Raw genomic sequence first — 13,494 nt, 5'->3', positions numbered from 1 at the left:
AACTGACAACTTTAACAGTGTAAATGAGAATTATTATCAATACAAGGACGCCAGACGGCTCATGCGAGTGAGCGCTCGCCTGCGCGGCTCGGGCGAGCCGGGGGAAGTCTCGAGAATCTCAGGCCAGCGCTTCGATGCGGATCAGCAGGTTGCGCGCATGCGCGATGAATGCGTCATGCGTGGCGCGATCGCCGTGACTTTCGATACCGGCCTGTTCGGCGAACGCGATCTGCTCGGTGTAGAGCTCGACGAGCGCACGGCGTGCATCAGGGGGAAGCGCGCGGATCATCGACACGATCAGCAGTTCCTGCGCGCGAAGCATGCCGGACAGCGATTGAGCGTTCATGCTGGCCTCCTCGGACGATGCGGCGGCGAGCCGCTCTTTCCATACTAGGCGGTCGGCGCGTGCAGTGGCGGGGAGGGGGGGGCGGCGCGCGGCGGGCGCCGCGCGTTTCAACGCGAACGCCGCGAACCGACATTCGCGGCGTGCATCCTGCCCGCGCGAGCCGGCGCGGGCACGAAGGCGAACGGAATCAGCCGGCCGCGGTGGCGGACTGCGCGTCGCGCACGACCTGCGCGACGCGTTCGACGAACTCGGCGTCGACGCTCGACAGCGCTTCGCGCTTGCCGTCGGGCATCTCGACCATCAGCCGATACGTGATGTCCTGCGTGGTCCACGCGAGGTAGCCGACCACGGCGAGCATCACGCCGACCACGAGCGCGGCGCTCGATGCGGCGATGCCGCCTGCGACGGCGATGGCCGCGCCGATCAGCGAGATCAGCGACGGCACGAGACGGTTCTTCGGAATCTTGACGACGTCGACGTGGCGGATGTCACGCAGTGCGAATACCTGCCCGGCGGCCGACAGGCCGTTGCGCGTGACCATGACGCCACGTTCGTTGAATGCGTTTTCCATCGTGTGTTGCGTGGACGAAAACGCGCAGCGTAGCAGGTTTCGTTGCCGCGTCAAACGAGACCGACTGCCGCACGATGCGTGCGGCGCGGCCGAAAGACGGGAAGCGGGTGGCGCGCAGACGCGTTCAGAACTGCAGCCGGCCGTCGCCGTAAAGCCGGCCCGGCACGTGCGACGCGACGACCTCGGCGATCTCTTCGTCGGTCGATTCGGCCGGCACGATCTGGCGCCGCGCGGGGGCGTCGAGATGCATCGTCCATTCGACGAGGCGATACGGGCGGCCCCAGGGGCGCTGCATTTCGACCGAGACGCGGCAGCTCTGGACCGGCAGCGAGTGTTGGCACGTCAGAATCGCGTGCAGATGGCTGAAAACGGTATCTTCGATCATCATGGCCTCCGATCCTGTCTTGTGGGCAATCGATGGCGGCGCCGTCGGCGTTTAAAAAAAAAGCCGCCGATGCTCAGGCGGCCAACAGGGGGGGTGAGAGCATCCTCTCAGCCCAGAATTAAGCGAAACTTAAAAGCCCATAAAAAAGCGCCCCGCGTGGAGCGGGGCGCTTCTTGCCGTCGTGATCCGCAGGTTGAGCGGACAGTTAAGCGGATGCTTTAGAACTTGTGACGGATACCGATACGTGCGGCGATCTGGTTCTTCGAACCCGTGCCCGACGTGTTGAAGTAGCTCGTGCTCGAACCGATCTGCGCTTGCACGCCGCGGCCCGAAGCCTGCTGGTACACGACCAGGCCGTACACGTCCGTACGCTTGCTGAGGGCGTAGTCCGCGATACCGTTGACCTGGTTCCAGTGCCACGAGTTGCCGTTTTGCGTCGCGTTCGTGTACGTGTAGCCGAGGCCGCCCGACAGTGCCGGCGTGAATGCGTACTTCGCGCCCGCTTCGTATGCGTTGTAGAACGTGCCGCCCGAGCCCGACACCGTCGAGAACTGCGTACGCGTCCACAGCAGCCATGCCGTTGCCGGGCCCCAGACGTAGCGGCCACCCACGCCGTACGTGCGGAGGTCGCGGACGTTGCCGGTGCTCAGGTTCGCGATCGACGTCGAGAAGGCCGGCGTCGACTGGCTCGGGAAACGGATGTCCGTGTACGCCGCGCCGACCGAGATCGGGCCGTTCGCGTAGTTCAGGCCGAAGCTGTATGCGCGCGACGAACCGCCGGTGTTGTTGGTGCCCGTGCCCTGTGCGCCTGCGAAGTCGGTCGAGTTCGAGAAGCCGTACAACGCGCCGAACGTGAAGCCCGAATAGTTCGCGCTCTGGAACTTCACGGCGTTGTTGATGCGGCTCGACGTGAGCTGGTCGATGTCGTTCACGTGGTACGCATAGTTACCCGCGACCGTGTTGCCGCCCGTCGAGTAGTTCGAACCGAGGATGTCGGTCGAGAACGAGTATTGGCGACCGAACGTGACCGTGCCGTATTGCGACTGGCTCAGGCCGACGTAAGCCTGGCGACCGAAGATCGCGCCGCCCTGGCCGATCGAGCCGTTGCCGCTGTTGAAGCCGTTTTCGAGCACGAAGATCGCCTTCAGGCCGCCACCGAGGTCTTCGGTGCCGCGCAGGCCCCAACGGCTGCCCTGGGCCACGCCGTCGTCGTACTTGAACAGCTTGCCCGTGCCGCCGTTGGCGGTCTTGCTGTGGTTCACGTAGCTGATACCGGCATCGATGACGCCGTACAGGGTCACGCTGCTTTGTGCGTGTGCCGTGCCGGCCGTTGCTGCCAGGGCGGCGATGGTCAACAGTTTCTTGTTCAAAGGATTCTCCGAGCGAATAAATGGCGTGTCCAGTTGCGGTTCCGGCGCTCTCTGCGGGCGCTTTCACGGACCGGCGCAACTTTATCGGCGGGCCACGTAATGAATATGACAGCGACTGTCATATGAAGAATGTGTGGTGCCGATGCGACATTAGGGCCTGCTTGCATAGGGAACGTGCATGCGTTGCCACGAGAACGGCCGCTCGCGAGGCGCGCGACGCCGCGAATACTCGCGTATTCGCAAGGAGCGCAACGCGGCGAGCGGCCGTTCTCGTGGCAACCCCAAACTAAAAATTCAATCCACGGGAATGCCTGAAATCGCCCGCATGGCGGCGTCGTTCGTCGCTTGTTTGGCGCGGCCAAACGGCGCTCCTCACTCCTGGCCCTGCGAGCGATTTCAGGCATTCGCATGCACGTTCCCTATGCAAGCAGGCCCTAAATTCTGCCCGGGATGTACATCCGGGGTTATACCGAATTTGTCTGTCGTTCGACCTCGATCAGGAATATGCACATGAAATAAGCTTGGTTGGTGGCGCCCGGGCCCCGTGCCACGATCCGTGCTCCAACAAACGACACGGGACAAGAGGACACCCCATGCGACATTCGATCCTGACCGGCCTCGGCGTACTCGCCGCCGCGCTGGCATTCGCCGCGCCCGCCGCGCACGCCGACCCGCAAACGCTGAAGATCGGCACGATGAGCGGCCCCGACGCGCAGATCTGGACCGAAGTGACGAAGGTCGCCGCGCGCGAAGGCCTCGCGATCAAGGTCATCGAATTCAACGACTACGTGCAGCCGAACGCGGCGCTCGATTCCGGCGATCTCGATGCGAACGGCTTCCAGCACCAGCCGTTCCTCGACAGCCAGATCAAGCAGCGCGGCTACAAGATCGTCAACGTCGGGCTCACCTATACCGCGCCGATGGGTTTCTATTCGAAGAAGCTCAAGTCGCTGAAGGATTTGCCGGTCGGCGCGAAGGTCGGGATCCAGAACGATCCGTCGAACGGCAACCGCGCGCTGTTGCTGCTGCAGAAATACGGGGTGATCAAGCTGAAGCCGGGCGTCGGCACGAATGGCGTGAACGCGACGCCGCTCGACGTCGCCGAGAACCCGAAGAAGATCAAGATCGTCGAACTCGACGCCGCGCAATTGCCGCGCGCATTGCCCGACGTCGACGCCGCGTCGATCAACACCGACTACGCGGTCAAGGCCGGGCTCACGCCGGTGAAGGATGCGATCGCGATCGAGGATCTGCGCGGGCCGTACGCGAACCTGATCGCGGTGCGCGCGCAGGACAAGGACAAGCCGTGGGTGAAGAAGCTCGTCGCGGCCTATGAATCGGACGACGTGCGCAAGTTCATCGACCAGAAGTTCGGCGGCGCGATCGTGCCGGCGTTCTGAACGGTCTTCGCGCGTAGCGGCCGGCGACACGGTATCGGCCGGCGGCGCGACGCGCGCTTCGGAAAGCAAATCGCCCGCGCAAGCGGGCGATTTCGTTTGACGCAGGCGAGGGCCGGCGACGCGCGCCGCGGCCCGGCGCGCGGGCCGGGCGTCCAGGCTCAGGCCGACAGCAGCGAACCGGTGCGGATCGCGGTCGCGCCGGCGATGCGCGCGACTTCCATGCCGGCCGTCGCGAAACGGACGATCTGGCGCGCGTACAGCACGCCCGACACGCTGCTCTTCAGCGTGACGACGCGATCGGTCAGCGGATCGACGATGTCGGCCACGGCCTGGCCGGCCTCGATCATCACGCCGACCGGCGTACGGAATACGATCACGCCCGACACGAGCGCGACGAGCGGATCGGTGCCCGCGAGCGGCGTGGCCGGATGCGCGAGCGGCGGCAGCGGCGCCGGCGTGCCTTCGACGACACCGCGCTCGGTCAGGTATTCGACGATCGCCTGGGCATCCTTTTCGGCGAACTCGTACGACACGTCGCGTTCGCTGCGCAGTTCCACCGTGACGGAAATCGCGCCGTTCGGGATCGGGAAGCGGTCGCCGAAGCGGCTGCGCAGATCCGACCAGCAGAAGCTGTGGATTTCGTCGAATGGATTGCCGACCGAGTTCAGCGCGAGCAGCGACGCCTGCGCATCGAGGTAGCGCGCCAGCGGTTCGACGTCTTCCCAGAGGTCGGGGTTCGTGTAGAGGTGCATCACCGCATCGCTGTCGCAGTGCAGGTCGAGCACGATGTCGGCGTCGAACGACAGCTTCTGCAGCGCGAGGCGCTGCGAATCGAGTTCGGTGCGCGGTTTCTGTTCGTCGAGCGCTTCGCGCATCGCGGTGCGTACGACCGCGAGATTGCGCTGCGCGTCGTTCGTGAGGCGGTCTTCGACGCGCGGCAGCACGAGCGCCGCGAGATCGTAGAAGTTACGGTTGAAGTTCTGCATCGAGCCGAGCTCGAAGCGGCCGAGATGATCGCCGAACACGTGTTGCGACAGGCCGATCGGGTTGGGCACGGGCACGATGACGACTTCGCCGCGCAGCTTGCCGGCCGTCTCGAGCGCGGCGATCTTGCGGCGCAGCAGCGTGGCGACCAGCATGCCGGGCAACTCGTCCGCGTGCAGCGACGACTGGATGTAGACCTTCTTGCCGCCGCGCGGGCCGTAGTGGAAGCTGGTGATCTGGCGTTCGGTGCCGACGGCGGGGGAAATCAGCGGATGGGTCTGCGTTTGCATGATGGGGGGAGTGCGGCGCAGCCGCGAATGATCCGTGTGCGTGGAAGAACGATTGTACGTTGCCTTCCTCGCCGCCATCAAACCGGCGCCAGAACAAGCGGTTTTCCGTTGAGAATCATCAGCTTGGCGCAGAAAAAATAACGGCGCCCGCGTCGCGCGCAAAAAAAAACGGGCTCCGTGCGGAGCCCGTTCCCGTCGCGCCGAATCGCGCGTCCGTCGGCCGTATTACTTGCCGTAGACGTCGAAATCGAAGTACTTCTTCGCGATCTTGTCGTACGTGCCGTCCTTGCGCATCGCGGCGATCGCGCCGTCGATCTTCGCCTTCAGGTCGGTGTCTTCCTTGCGCAGGCCGATACCGGCGCCGTTGCCGAGCGTCTTCGGATCGTCGAGATCCTTGCCGGCGAAGTCGAAGTTCGCGCCGCGCGGGGTCTTCAGGAAGCCGATCTCGGCTTGCACCGCGTCCTGCAGCGCGCCGTCCAGACGGCCGGAGATCAGGTCGGCGTAGACCTGGTCCTGGTTCTGGTAAGGCACGACGTTCACGCCCTTCGAGGCCCAGTACGTCTTCGCGTAGGTTTCCTGGATCGTGCCCTGCTCGACGCCGACCGACTTGCCCTTCAGCGATTCGGCCGTCGGCATCAGGCCCGTGCCCTTCTTCGTGACGAGGCGCGTCGGCGTGTTGAACAGCTTCGCGGAGAACGCGATCTGTTCCTGACGCGCCGGCGTCATCGACATCGACGACAGCACGCCGTCGAACTTGCGGGCCTTCAGCGCCGGGATCATCCCGTCGAAGTCGTTTTCGATCCACACGCACTTCGCGTTCATGCGGCGGCAGATTTCATTGCCGAGATCGACGTCGAAGCCGACCACCTTGCCGTCGGCGCCTTTCGATTCGAAAGGCGGGTAGCTTGCGTCGACGCCGAACCGCACGGTCGACCAGTCCTTCGCGTACGCGCTGCCGGCCGATACGGCGAGCAGGGCGACGGTCACAGCCGCAAGAATCTTTTTCACTCGGTGACTCCTCGTTTTGTTCGATGGGTGCGCGGTTGTGCCGCGCCGTAAGCCTTCGGCCCGCCGCGGCTTCGCGTCGGACAGTCCGTTTCGCCCGCCCGATGGGGGCGCGCGACGTGCGCAAGATTATCAAGACAAAATACCGGCGGGGCGCCTAGGACAAGCCCCGATACCGGGCCCGGCGGCGGCGCGCGGGGTGCGCCGCCGTTTCATCCACAGGAACGATTCAGCCGAGCGTTTCGTTGACCGCGCGCTGCAGGCAGGTGACGAAGTGCGACACGGCGGGCGTGGGCAGCAGGTCGCGCCGCGCGATGATCGACAGGTCGAAGCGCGGCATGCTTTCGTCCAGTTCGGCCGTGCGGATACCGAGCGGCGCGACCATCGCGGCGAGCGGGCGCGTGAAGCAGCCGATCACGTCCGAGCGCGCGACGAGCCCGAGCGTCACCGCGAACGACATCGGCGAACGCAGCAGACGTTTCGGCAGCGGCAGCCCGTGCGCCTCGAACATCCCGACCATCACGCTGTGCGGAAACTGCTCGGCGCCGACGGTGACGATCCATTCGGCGTCGAGCAGTTCCTCTAACCGGCGCGCGTGCGCGAGCGGGTGGCCGTCGCGCATCACGATCGTGAATTCGGTCGACAGCAGCGGCAATTGCGTGAAATCGCGGTCGAGCGCGGGCACATGGTGCATTGCAGCGATGTCGAGCGTGCCGTTGCGCAACTGCGCGAGCGCGTCGGGCACCGTCACTTCCTCCAGATGCAGGCTGACGTTCGGCATCGACTGGCGGAACGCCGTCACCGCGTGCGGCAGCGCGGTCAGCGCGATCGACGGCATCGTGCCGACCGCGACGCGGCCCGACATCTCGCCTTTCACCTGCTCGACGGCCTCGACCGTGCGGCGGACGTCGCCGAGCAACTGCTCGGCGCGCGGCAGCAGCGCCTCGCCGCAGGCGGTCAGCTCGACGCCGCGCACGCTGCGCGCGAGCAGCTCCGCGTTGAGCGCCGTTTCGAGTTCGCGGATCGTATGCGTGATCGCCGGCTGCGTGACGCCGAGCTCGCGCGCGGCGGCGCGCAGGCTCTTCAGGTGCGCGGCGGAGACGAACGCCTGGAGCTGCGCGATGTTCAGGGGATTGCGGATGCGGGTCATCGGTCGGGTCCGGTTGGCGCGAAAGGGGGCGGCGGGTTCATGCTTCAGGCGGCGATCCGGACGACGTCACGCATCGGCGCGCGCGCGGAACGCCTGCCGATAGCGCTGTGGCGACGTGCCGACGATGCGCGCGAAGCGCTCGCGAAACGCGGTGACCGAACCGAACCCGGCTTCCGTCGCCACATGTTCGATCGACAGCTCGGTCACCTCCAGCAACTGCTGCGCATGCCGCACGCGCGCGGTCTGCAGCCATTGGCCGGGCGACGTGCCGGTCTGCTCCTGGAAGCGCCGCGTCAGCGTGCGCACGCTCGTCGACGCCTTGCGCGCGATCGCGTCGAGCGTCAGCGGCTGACGCAGGTTCGCGTGCAGCCAGTCCAGCAGGTCGTGCAGCCCGTCGCCGCCGGCCGGCCATTCGGGCGCGATGAACTGCGCCTGCCCGCCTTCGCGCACGCGCGGCGCCACCGCGCTGCGGGCGGCATCGACGGCGACCGCCGCGCCATAGTCGGCCTGGATCATGTGCAGGCACAGATCGAGGCCGGCCGCCGCGCCGGCCGACGTCAGGATCCGCCCGTTGTCGACGAACAGCACGTTCGGATCGACGTCGACGTTCGGGTAGCGGCGCGCGAGTTCGGCGGCCGCGAGCCAGTGCGTCGTCGCGCGCAGGCCGTCGAGCAGCCCGGCTTCCGCGAGCACGAACGCGCCGCTGCAGATCGACGCGATCCGGCAGCCGCGCGCGGCCGCCGCGCGCAGCGCGTCGAGCACGCGGCGCGACGTCGGCGCGAGCGGCACGGAGGTGCCGGGAACCATGATCGTGTCGGCGTCGGCCAGCGCATCGAGGCGAAACGGCGGGCGCAGCTCGAACAGGTCGCCGCCGACGCGCGGCTGGTCGCTGCACACGCGGACACGGTACGCCTGCGCGACGTTGGGCGCCCGCACGCGCGCGAACGTGTCGCACGCGACACCCAGATCGAACGGGACGACATCGGGCAAAGCAAGCACGGCGACCGTGTGCATGGCATTCGTGGCCGTGGCCAGAATCCGTTGAAAGATGTCATTCTAGCCAATGGCTCGAACCCGCACTACACGCGACAATCGCCGCGGACTACCTGGAGCCCTGCCGATGACACAAGACGATCGCAACGCGTTGCGGAACCTGCAATACCTGTCGCTGCTGGAGGCGACCACCCTCGTCGCGCTGGTGTGCGTGGCCGTGCCGCTCAAGCATCTGGCCGGTTATCCGGTCGCGGTATCGATCATGGGCCCGATTCACGGCATCGCGTTCGCGATGTACGTGTGGGCGGTGGTCGGCACCGCGTCGAGCGGGCTGTGGAGCAAGGGCGAGGTCGCGCGGCTCGTGCTGTCGGCCGTCGTGCCGTTTGCGGGGCTGGCGAGCGCCGGCTGGATCGCGCGCAGGCGGCACGCGCGATGATCTACCTGGTGCTGAAGGCCGTGCATCTGGCCGCCGTCGTCACGTTCGTCGGCGGGCTGCTGTTGTCGTCGGTCGCGGTCCGGATCGCGAACCTCGCCGTGCATCGCGCGGTGCGGCGCTGGGATCGCACGGTGACGGCGCCCGCGCTCGCGATCGTGTGGATCGCCGGCATCGCGCTCGCGCTGAGCGGTCACTGGTTCGGCACCGCATGGCTGTTGGTGAAGCTCGCGATCGTCGTCGCGCTGTCGGTGCTGCACGGAATCCTGGCCGGCACGCTGCGGCGCATGGCGCGCGACGATCTCGTCGTCGTGCCGGCGCCGTGGCTCGGGCAGACGGCGGGCGCGGTGCTCGTCGCGATGGCGCTCGTCGTCGGGCTGGCCGTGATCAAGCCGTTCTGACGCGGCGAATCAGGCCAGCGCGAGCTCGACCGCCGCCAGCGTACGACGCCGGATCCAGCCGCTTCCCAGCCGGATCGCGAGCCAGTACGGCGCGAACAGGCAGCGCGTGCGTGCGCTCGGGCAATGGACGAAGGTTTCGGTGCGCAGGATGTGCGCGCCCGAGGCGAGCCCGACCACCTCGAACCGGAGTACCAGCTTCGCGTCGCGCGGGTCGTCGTGCCGGATGAAGGCGTCGGCATCGGCGATGGTGCGCACGTCGGGCGCCGGGCGCCAGAAGCGCCCGATCAAGCCGAGCGACAGCGACGTGTCGTCGCGATGAAGCGGCGTGAAGGCGTCGAAGCCGAAGCGCGCGCGGCCGGGGCCGGCCGGTACGTTGCGCAGCGCGCCGGCGATGGCCGCCGGGAATTCGCGCACCGTCAGCAGCGTGTCGATGACGGGATCGGCGCGCATGTCGAGCGACGCGACGACGTCGATGATGCGCGCGGGCGGCGCGCCGATCGGCTGCGATTCGTGCACTTCGTGGAAGCCGAACGACGGAATGAACGGCGGCTTGCGCGCCGAGGCCCGGGTGCTCGATTCGGAGACGATGCCGAGGGTGTTCATCGCGACTCCTGAAGGCAAAACGCGATCGTAGCACCGGGCGCGAACGGGCGTCGCGCCGTTTTCACGGAGCGCGTCACGCTGCGCCGCACGGACAAAAAAAGCCTGGAAACTCGCGTTCCCAGGCCTGGAGACCATCAACGACGATGGTGGAGGAGACGATGTCGTCCCGATGCGCGCCGCCCTTCTGCAGGCGACGTCGCGCATGTCCCGGGCTCAGATGGCCCAGCCGCCGAGATAGAACGTGACGAGCACGGCCGCGATGAGCACGGTGCCGACGTTGAGCTTGCGGAATTCGCCGCTGGCGAGGCGGCCGATCACGAGCGTCGAGAAGCCGAGCATGATGCCCGTCACGATGTTCGCGGTCAGCACGATGAACACCGCGCACACGAGGCCCGACATCGCGTCGACCATGTCGTCCATGTGCAGCTTGCTCACGCTGCCGAGCATCAGCAGGCCGACGTACATCAGCGCCGGTGCGGTGGCGTACGACGGCACGAGGCCCGCGAGCGGCGAGAAGAACATCACGACGAGGAACAGCAGGCCGACCACGGCCGCCGCGAGGCCCGTCTTCGCGCCGGCGGCCACGCCGACGCTCGACTCGATGTAGGCCGCCGCCGGCGCGCCGCCGAGGAAACCGGAGAAGATCGAGCTGATCGAATCGGCGGTCAGCGCACGGCCGCCGTTGATGATGCGGCCGTTCTCGTCGAGCTGGCCGGCTTGGCCCGCGACCGCGCGGATCGTGCCGGTCGCGTCGAACACGGCGGTCATCACCAGCGCGAGCACGCTCGGCAGCACGGCCATCGACAGCGCGCCCTTGATGTCCATCGCGCCGATCAGCGATGCGTGGCCCGGCGCGCTCAGCGACGGCAGCGCGAAGATGCCGCGGTATTTCACGCCCGGATCGAAGATCAGGCCGAACACCGAGATCGCGATCACGACGAGCAGGATGCCGCCCGGCACGCGACGTTTTTCGAGGCCGAAGATCGCGGCGAGGCCGATGACCGACATGATGACCGGGAACGCGGTGATCTGGCCGAGCGAGACCGGCAGGCCGGCGCCCGGGTTCTTGATCACGAGGCCGACGTCGTTCGACGCGATCAGCAGCAGGAACAGGCCGATGCCGATCCCGGTGCCGTGCGCGACGCCCGCGGGCAGGTTGCGCAGGATCCACGAACGCACGCCGGTGATCGAGATGCCGGTGAACACGAGGCCCATCAGGAACACGGCGCCGAGCGCGACCGTCGGAGGCAGCCCCTTGCCGAGCACGAGGCCGAACGCGGTGAACGCGGTCAGCGAGATCGCGCAGCCGATCGCGATCGGCAGCTTCGCCCACAGGCCCATCAGCAGCGAGCCGAACGCGGTGGTGAGACACACCGCGACGAACACGGCGCTCGTGTCGAAGCCGGCCTTGCCGAACATGCCGGGCACGACGAACACGGAATAGACCATCGCGAGGAAGGTGGTCACGCCGGCAATGATCTCGCGGCGCTGCGTGCTGCCGCGCGACGCAATGCCGAAGTAGCGGTCGATGACTCCCTTGGTGCCAAAGTCAGTTTCTTCCGCGCCGACGCCGACCGTCGGCTGCACCGGGGTATCACTCATGAGCTTGCTCCTTTATCAGCATGCTGAAACGGCCCGTAGCGAACCGTCGTCAGGGTGTCTCGTATCTAGTTGGGATTGTTCGGCAACGTCGTGGGGACGCATGACGCGTGATGCGTGTCGTTACGTGCGAATCGAGACGATCGCGAGGGTGTCGCGTCGGACGACGCGTGGTGTGGGCGACCCCGTCACGTGTGCTTTGCCGTAGCGAAGGTTAGGCGAGCCGCCCATCACGTCCCATCGGGCGAAGAGCATGCAGCGCATGTCGCAGCGCTTATATCGGCGTGCAACGGGGCTCCGTCGTGTCGACCCGCGTGTATACGCCTAGTTCGAATCCGTTAAGGCGACTATTTGAATGCAGGGTCGACGGGTGGGGCGCCTGCGGGTGAGGCATTGGATTTTACGAACTGCTTTCAGGATGAACCGGGAAGCCGGTGCGAACCGGGGCGGGTGACGGGGTTCATCGCCGTGCGCAACCTGCATCCGGACGATGCAGCCGGCGCGCGTGCGCGGTTTCCGTGTCGGCACGGGCCTCAAGCGTGCGCGAGATGCGCGAGATACGCACAGAACATGTCGGCCATCGCGGCCGAATAGGCATCGATTTCCGCCGGCGTGCGCGCCGTTTCGGAGAACGCCTTGCCGCCCGTGGTGAGCGTCGTCAGGATCAGCTCGCACGCGAGCGCATGCGTCGCGTCAGGCGCGTCGGGCAGCGCTTCGCGCATGAACGCGCTGAACGCCCGGTTGCCCTCGACCTTCACTTCCCGCGCCTCGGGAGCGTCGCGATAGAGCGGGGCGGCATCGTCGAGGGCGATGCGCATCGGCGCCTCGTCGCATTCCGAACGGATGAACGCGTGGACGGCGGTGCGCAGCCGCTCCGGGGGCGTCTTTCGCGTGTCTTGCAGTATCCCGCACAGCATGTCGTACGTCTGCCGCCACTCGTCGTGCTGGAGCCGGAACAGCACGGACGCCTTGTTCGGGAAGTACTGGTACAGCGAGCCGACGCTCACGCCGGCCCGCTCGGCCACGCGCGCCATCGTGAAGCGCTGCGCACCTTCACTCGCCAAAACCTGAATAGCCGCCTGCAGGACGTCCTCGACGAGACGGGTCGAGCGCGCCTGCCGAGGCTGCTTGCGCGTGGCGATCGGGGCGTTTCGGCGGGCGGTCATGAGCGGTTTGCCAATGCGAATAGTAAAACCTGAATAGTTCGTCATATTCTAGTCGGGTGCAACGACGCACTCAACCGCTACCGGAGATATCGCATGACCACCCTGATGCTCGACCCGCTGGCTTCGCTGCTGGCGCGCCTGTTCGACGAAGCCGACGCGTCGTCGCCCGCGACGAGCCCGGCCTTCGCCAACGTGTCGCGCGACGAGCAAGCGCGGCTGATGCGCAGCAAGACGGACTACGCCGATCTGTATGCGCGCCTGAAGGACTACCCGCTTCCCGTGTCACGCGAGACGGGCATGCTGCTGTACATGCTCGCGCGCAGCGGCGGCGCGACGGCAATCGTCGAATTCGGTACGTCGTTCGGCATTTCGACGCTGCATCTCGCGGCCGCGCTGCGCGACAACGGCGGCGGGCGGCTGATTACGAGCGAGTTTGAACCGTCGAAGGTCGTGCGCGCACAGGCGAACCTGACGGCGGCAGGATTGGCTGATCTCGTGGAGATTCGCGAAGGCGATGCGCTGCGTACGCTGGCTTACGATCTGCCGGATGCGGTCGATCTGCTGCTGCTCGACGGAGCGAAGGCGCTGTATCCGGAGATTCTCGCGCTGGTCGAGCCGCGGCTCAGGGCGGGAGCGTTCGTCGTGGCCGACAACGCGGAATACAGCCCCGACTACCTTGCTTACGTGCGCGCACCGGAAAACGGCTATCTGTCGGTGCCGTTCGGCGGCGACGTCGAATTGTCGATGCGGACACGCTGACCAGACGGAACGAGGGTGTCGGCGATTTCACGCTTCCCC

At 66.7% G+C, this 13,494-nt stretch carries 15 protein-coding genes; 4 read left to right on the top strand and 11 right to left on the bottom strand.

What is annotated here, in order from left to right; all coding sequences use genetic code 11:
• Positions 1 to 118: 118 nt before the first annotated feature.
• The 4 genes from DFS13_RS21685 to DFS13_RS21670 form a co-directional block, all read right to left on the bottom strand.
• A complete protein-coding gene (locus DFS13_RS21685; RefSeq protein WP_006489213.1) occupies positions 119 to 346 on the bottom strand; it encodes a hypothetical protein in 228 nt (75 codons plus the stop codon).
• A gap of 187 nt (positions 347 to 533) precedes the next feature.
• Positions 534 to 917, bottom strand: a complete 384-nt coding sequence (locus tag DFS13_RS21680) for a DUF6232 family protein (RefSeq protein WP_012493589.1) — start codon at positions 915 to 917, stop codon at positions 534 to 536.
• A gap of 124 nt (positions 918 to 1,041) precedes the next feature.
• The gene (locus DFS13_RS21675; protein WP_011548992.1) at positions 1,042 to 1,302 is read right to left on the bottom strand and encodes a DUF2866 domain-containing protein; all 261 of its coding nucleotides are present in this window, start codon (positions 1,300 to 1,302) and stop codon (positions 1,042 to 1,044) included.
• 218 nt (positions 1,303 to 1,520) lie between these two features.
• The gene (locus DFS13_RS21670; RefSeq protein ID WP_006491809.1) at positions 1,521 to 2,672 is read right to left on the bottom strand and encodes a porin; all 1,152 of its coding nucleotides are present in this window, start codon (positions 2,670 to 2,672) and stop codon (positions 1,521 to 1,523) included.
• A gap of 593 nt (positions 2,673 to 3,265) precedes the next feature.
• On the opposite strand from DFS13_RS21670, the gene DFS13_RS21660 reads away from it, so the two are divergent.
• Positions 3,266 to 4,072: a MetQ/NlpA family ABC transporter substrate-binding protein gene (locus DFS13_RS21660; RefSeq protein ID WP_006489221.1), complete on the top strand. Its 807-nt coding sequence runs from the start codon at positions 3,266 to 3,268 to the stop codon at positions 4,070 to 4,072.
• A 158-nt stretch (positions 4,073 to 4,230) separates the two neighbouring features.
• On the opposite strand, the gene DFS13_RS21655 is transcribed toward DFS13_RS21660, so the two are convergent.
• From DFS13_RS21655 to DFS13_RS21640, 4 genes are all read right to left on the bottom strand, one after another.
• Positions 4,231 to 5,346 carry a succinylglutamate desuccinylase/aspartoacylase family protein gene (locus tag DFS13_RS21655; protein WP_111442109.1) on the bottom strand — a complete coding sequence of 372 codons (1,116 nt, stop codon included), beginning with the start codon at positions 5,344 to 5,346 and terminating at the stop codon, positions 4,231 to 4,233.
• A gap of 225 nt (positions 5,347 to 5,571) precedes the next feature.
• Entirely contained in the window at positions 5,572 to 6,354 is a 783-nt protein-coding gene (locus DFS13_RS21650; protein ID WP_006489206.1) for an ABC transporter substrate-binding protein, read from the bottom strand.
• Between the two features lie 226 nt (positions 6,355 to 6,580).
• The gene (locus tag DFS13_RS21645) at positions 6,581 to 7,501 is read right to left on the bottom strand and encodes a LysR family transcriptional regulator (RefSeq protein ID WP_006494179.1); all 921 of its coding nucleotides are present in this window, start codon (positions 7,499 to 7,501) and stop codon (positions 6,581 to 6,583) included.
• Positions 7,502 to 7,567: 66 nt separating this feature from the next.
• Positions 7,568 to 8,515 (bottom strand): GlxA family transcriptional regulator, encoded by a 948-nt coding sequence (locus DFS13_RS21640; protein ID WP_006491810.1) that lies wholly within the window; start codon positions 8,513 to 8,515, stop codon positions 7,568 to 7,570.
• Between the two features lie 106 nt (positions 8,516 to 8,621).
• On the opposite strand from DFS13_RS21640, the gene DFS13_RS21635 reads away from it, so the two are divergent.
• Together DFS13_RS21635 and DFS13_RS21630 are read left to right on the top strand one after the other, a co-directional pair.
• The gene (locus tag DFS13_RS21635; RefSeq protein ID WP_006482618.1) at positions 8,622 to 8,930 is read left to right on the top strand and encodes a DUF3817 domain-containing protein; all 309 of its coding nucleotides are present in this window, start codon (positions 8,622 to 8,624) and stop codon (positions 8,928 to 8,930) included.
• Positions 8,927 to 9,328: a CopD family protein gene (locus tag DFS13_RS21630; RefSeq protein ID WP_058902386.1), complete on the top strand. Its 402-nt coding sequence runs from the start codon at positions 8,927 to 8,929 to the stop codon at positions 9,326 to 9,328. Before DFS13_RS21635 ends, DFS13_RS21630 begins: the two co-directional genes overlap by 4 nt.
• Before the next feature lie 9 nt (positions 9,329 to 9,337).
• On the opposite strand, the gene DFS13_RS21625 is transcribed toward DFS13_RS21630, so the two are convergent.
• The 3 genes from DFS13_RS21625 to DFS13_RS21615 all read right to left on the bottom strand — a co-directional run bounded on the left by DFS13_RS21625 (position 9,338) and on the right by DFS13_RS21615 (position 12,741).
• Positions 9,338 to 9,931, bottom strand: coding sequence for a hypothetical protein (locus tag DFS13_RS21625; RefSeq protein WP_058902385.1), 594 nt, complete (start codon positions 9,929 to 9,931; stop codon positions 9,338 to 9,340).
• Between the two features lie 213 nt (positions 9,932 to 10,144).
• Positions 10,145 to 11,533: an NCS2 family permease gene (locus DFS13_RS21620; protein WP_006494183.1), complete on the bottom strand. Its 1,389-nt coding sequence runs from the start codon at positions 11,531 to 11,533 to the stop codon at positions 10,145 to 10,147.
• A gap of 530 nt (positions 11,534 to 12,063) precedes the next feature.
• Positions 12,064 to 12,741: a TetR family transcriptional regulator gene (locus DFS13_RS21615; RefSeq protein WP_111442108.1), complete on the bottom strand. Its 678-nt coding sequence runs from the start codon at positions 12,739 to 12,741 to the stop codon at positions 12,064 to 12,066.
• A 48-nt stretch (positions 12,742 to 12,789) separates the two neighbouring features.
• Between DFS13_RS21615 and DFS13_RS21610 the strand changes: the two genes are divergently transcribed.
• On the top strand, positions 12,790 to 13,455 hold the full coding sequence (locus tag DFS13_RS21610; RefSeq protein WP_006482616.1) for an O-methyltransferase: 666 nt from the start codon (positions 12,790 to 12,792) through the stop codon (positions 13,453 to 13,455).
• Positions 13,456 to 13,494: the final 39 nt, after the last annotated feature.

The sequence above is a fragment of the Burkholderia sp. 28_3 genome (genome assembly GCF_003253915.1).
In the GTDB taxonomy this organism is placed as follows: domain Bacteria; phylum Pseudomonadota; class Gammaproteobacteria; order Burkholderiales; family Burkholderiaceae; genus Burkholderia; species Burkholderia cenocepacia.
This window is presented reverse-complemented; position numbering and strand designations above follow the sequence as displayed.

Excerpts from the sequence above, each read along its gene's own strand:
- DFS13_RS21680 (WP_012493589.1), bottom strand. The coding sequence starts at position 917 with ATGGAAAACGCATTCAACGAACGTGGCGTCATGGTCACGCGCAACGGC.
- DFS13_RS21685 (WP_006489213.1), bottom strand. The coding sequence starts at position 346 with ATGAACGCTCAATCGCTGTCCGGCATGCTTCGCGCGCAGGAACTGCTG.
- DFS13_RS21615 (WP_111442108.1), bottom strand. The coding sequence starts at position 12,741 with ATGACGAACTATTCAGGTTTTACTATTCGCATTGGCAAACCGCTCATG.
- DFS13_RS21655 (WP_111442109.1), bottom strand. The coding sequence starts at position 5,346 with ATGCAAACGCAGACCCATCCGCTGATTTCCCCCGCCGTCGGCACCGAA.
- DFS13_RS21640 (WP_006491810.1), bottom strand. The coding sequence starts at position 8,515 with ATGCACACGGTCGCCGTGCTTGCTTTGCCCGATGTCGTCCCGTTCGAT.
- DFS13_RS21610 (WP_006482616.1), top strand. The coding sequence starts at position 12,790 with ATGACCACCCTGATGCTCGACCCGCTGGCTTCGCTGCTGGCGCGCCTG.
- DFS13_RS21630 (WP_058902386.1), top strand. The coding sequence starts at position 8,927 with ATGATCTACCTGGTGCTGAAGGCCGTGCATCTGGCCGCCGTCGTCACG.
- DFS13_RS21635 (WP_006482618.1), top strand. The coding sequence starts at position 8,622 with ATGACACAAGACGATCGCAACGCGTTGCGGAACCTGCAATACCTGTCG.
- DFS13_RS21620 (WP_006494183.1), bottom strand. The coding sequence starts at position 11,533 with ATGAGTGATACCCCGGTGCAGCCGACGGTCGGCGTCGGCGCGGAAGAA.
- DFS13_RS21645 (WP_006494179.1), bottom strand. The coding sequence starts at position 7,501 with ATGACCCGCATCCGCAATCCCCTGAACATCGCGCAGCTCCAGGCGTTC.
- DFS13_RS21625 (WP_058902385.1), bottom strand. The coding sequence starts at position 9,931 with ATGAACACCCTCGGCATCGTCTCCGAATCGAGCACCCGGGCCTCGGCG.
- DFS13_RS21660 (WP_006489221.1), top strand. The coding sequence starts at position 3,266 with ATGCGACATTCGATCCTGACCGGCCTCGGCGTACTCGCCGCCGCGCTG.
- DFS13_RS21675 (WP_011548992.1), bottom strand. The coding sequence starts at position 1,302 with ATGATCGAAGATACCGTTTTCAGCCATCTGCACGCGATTCTGACGTGC.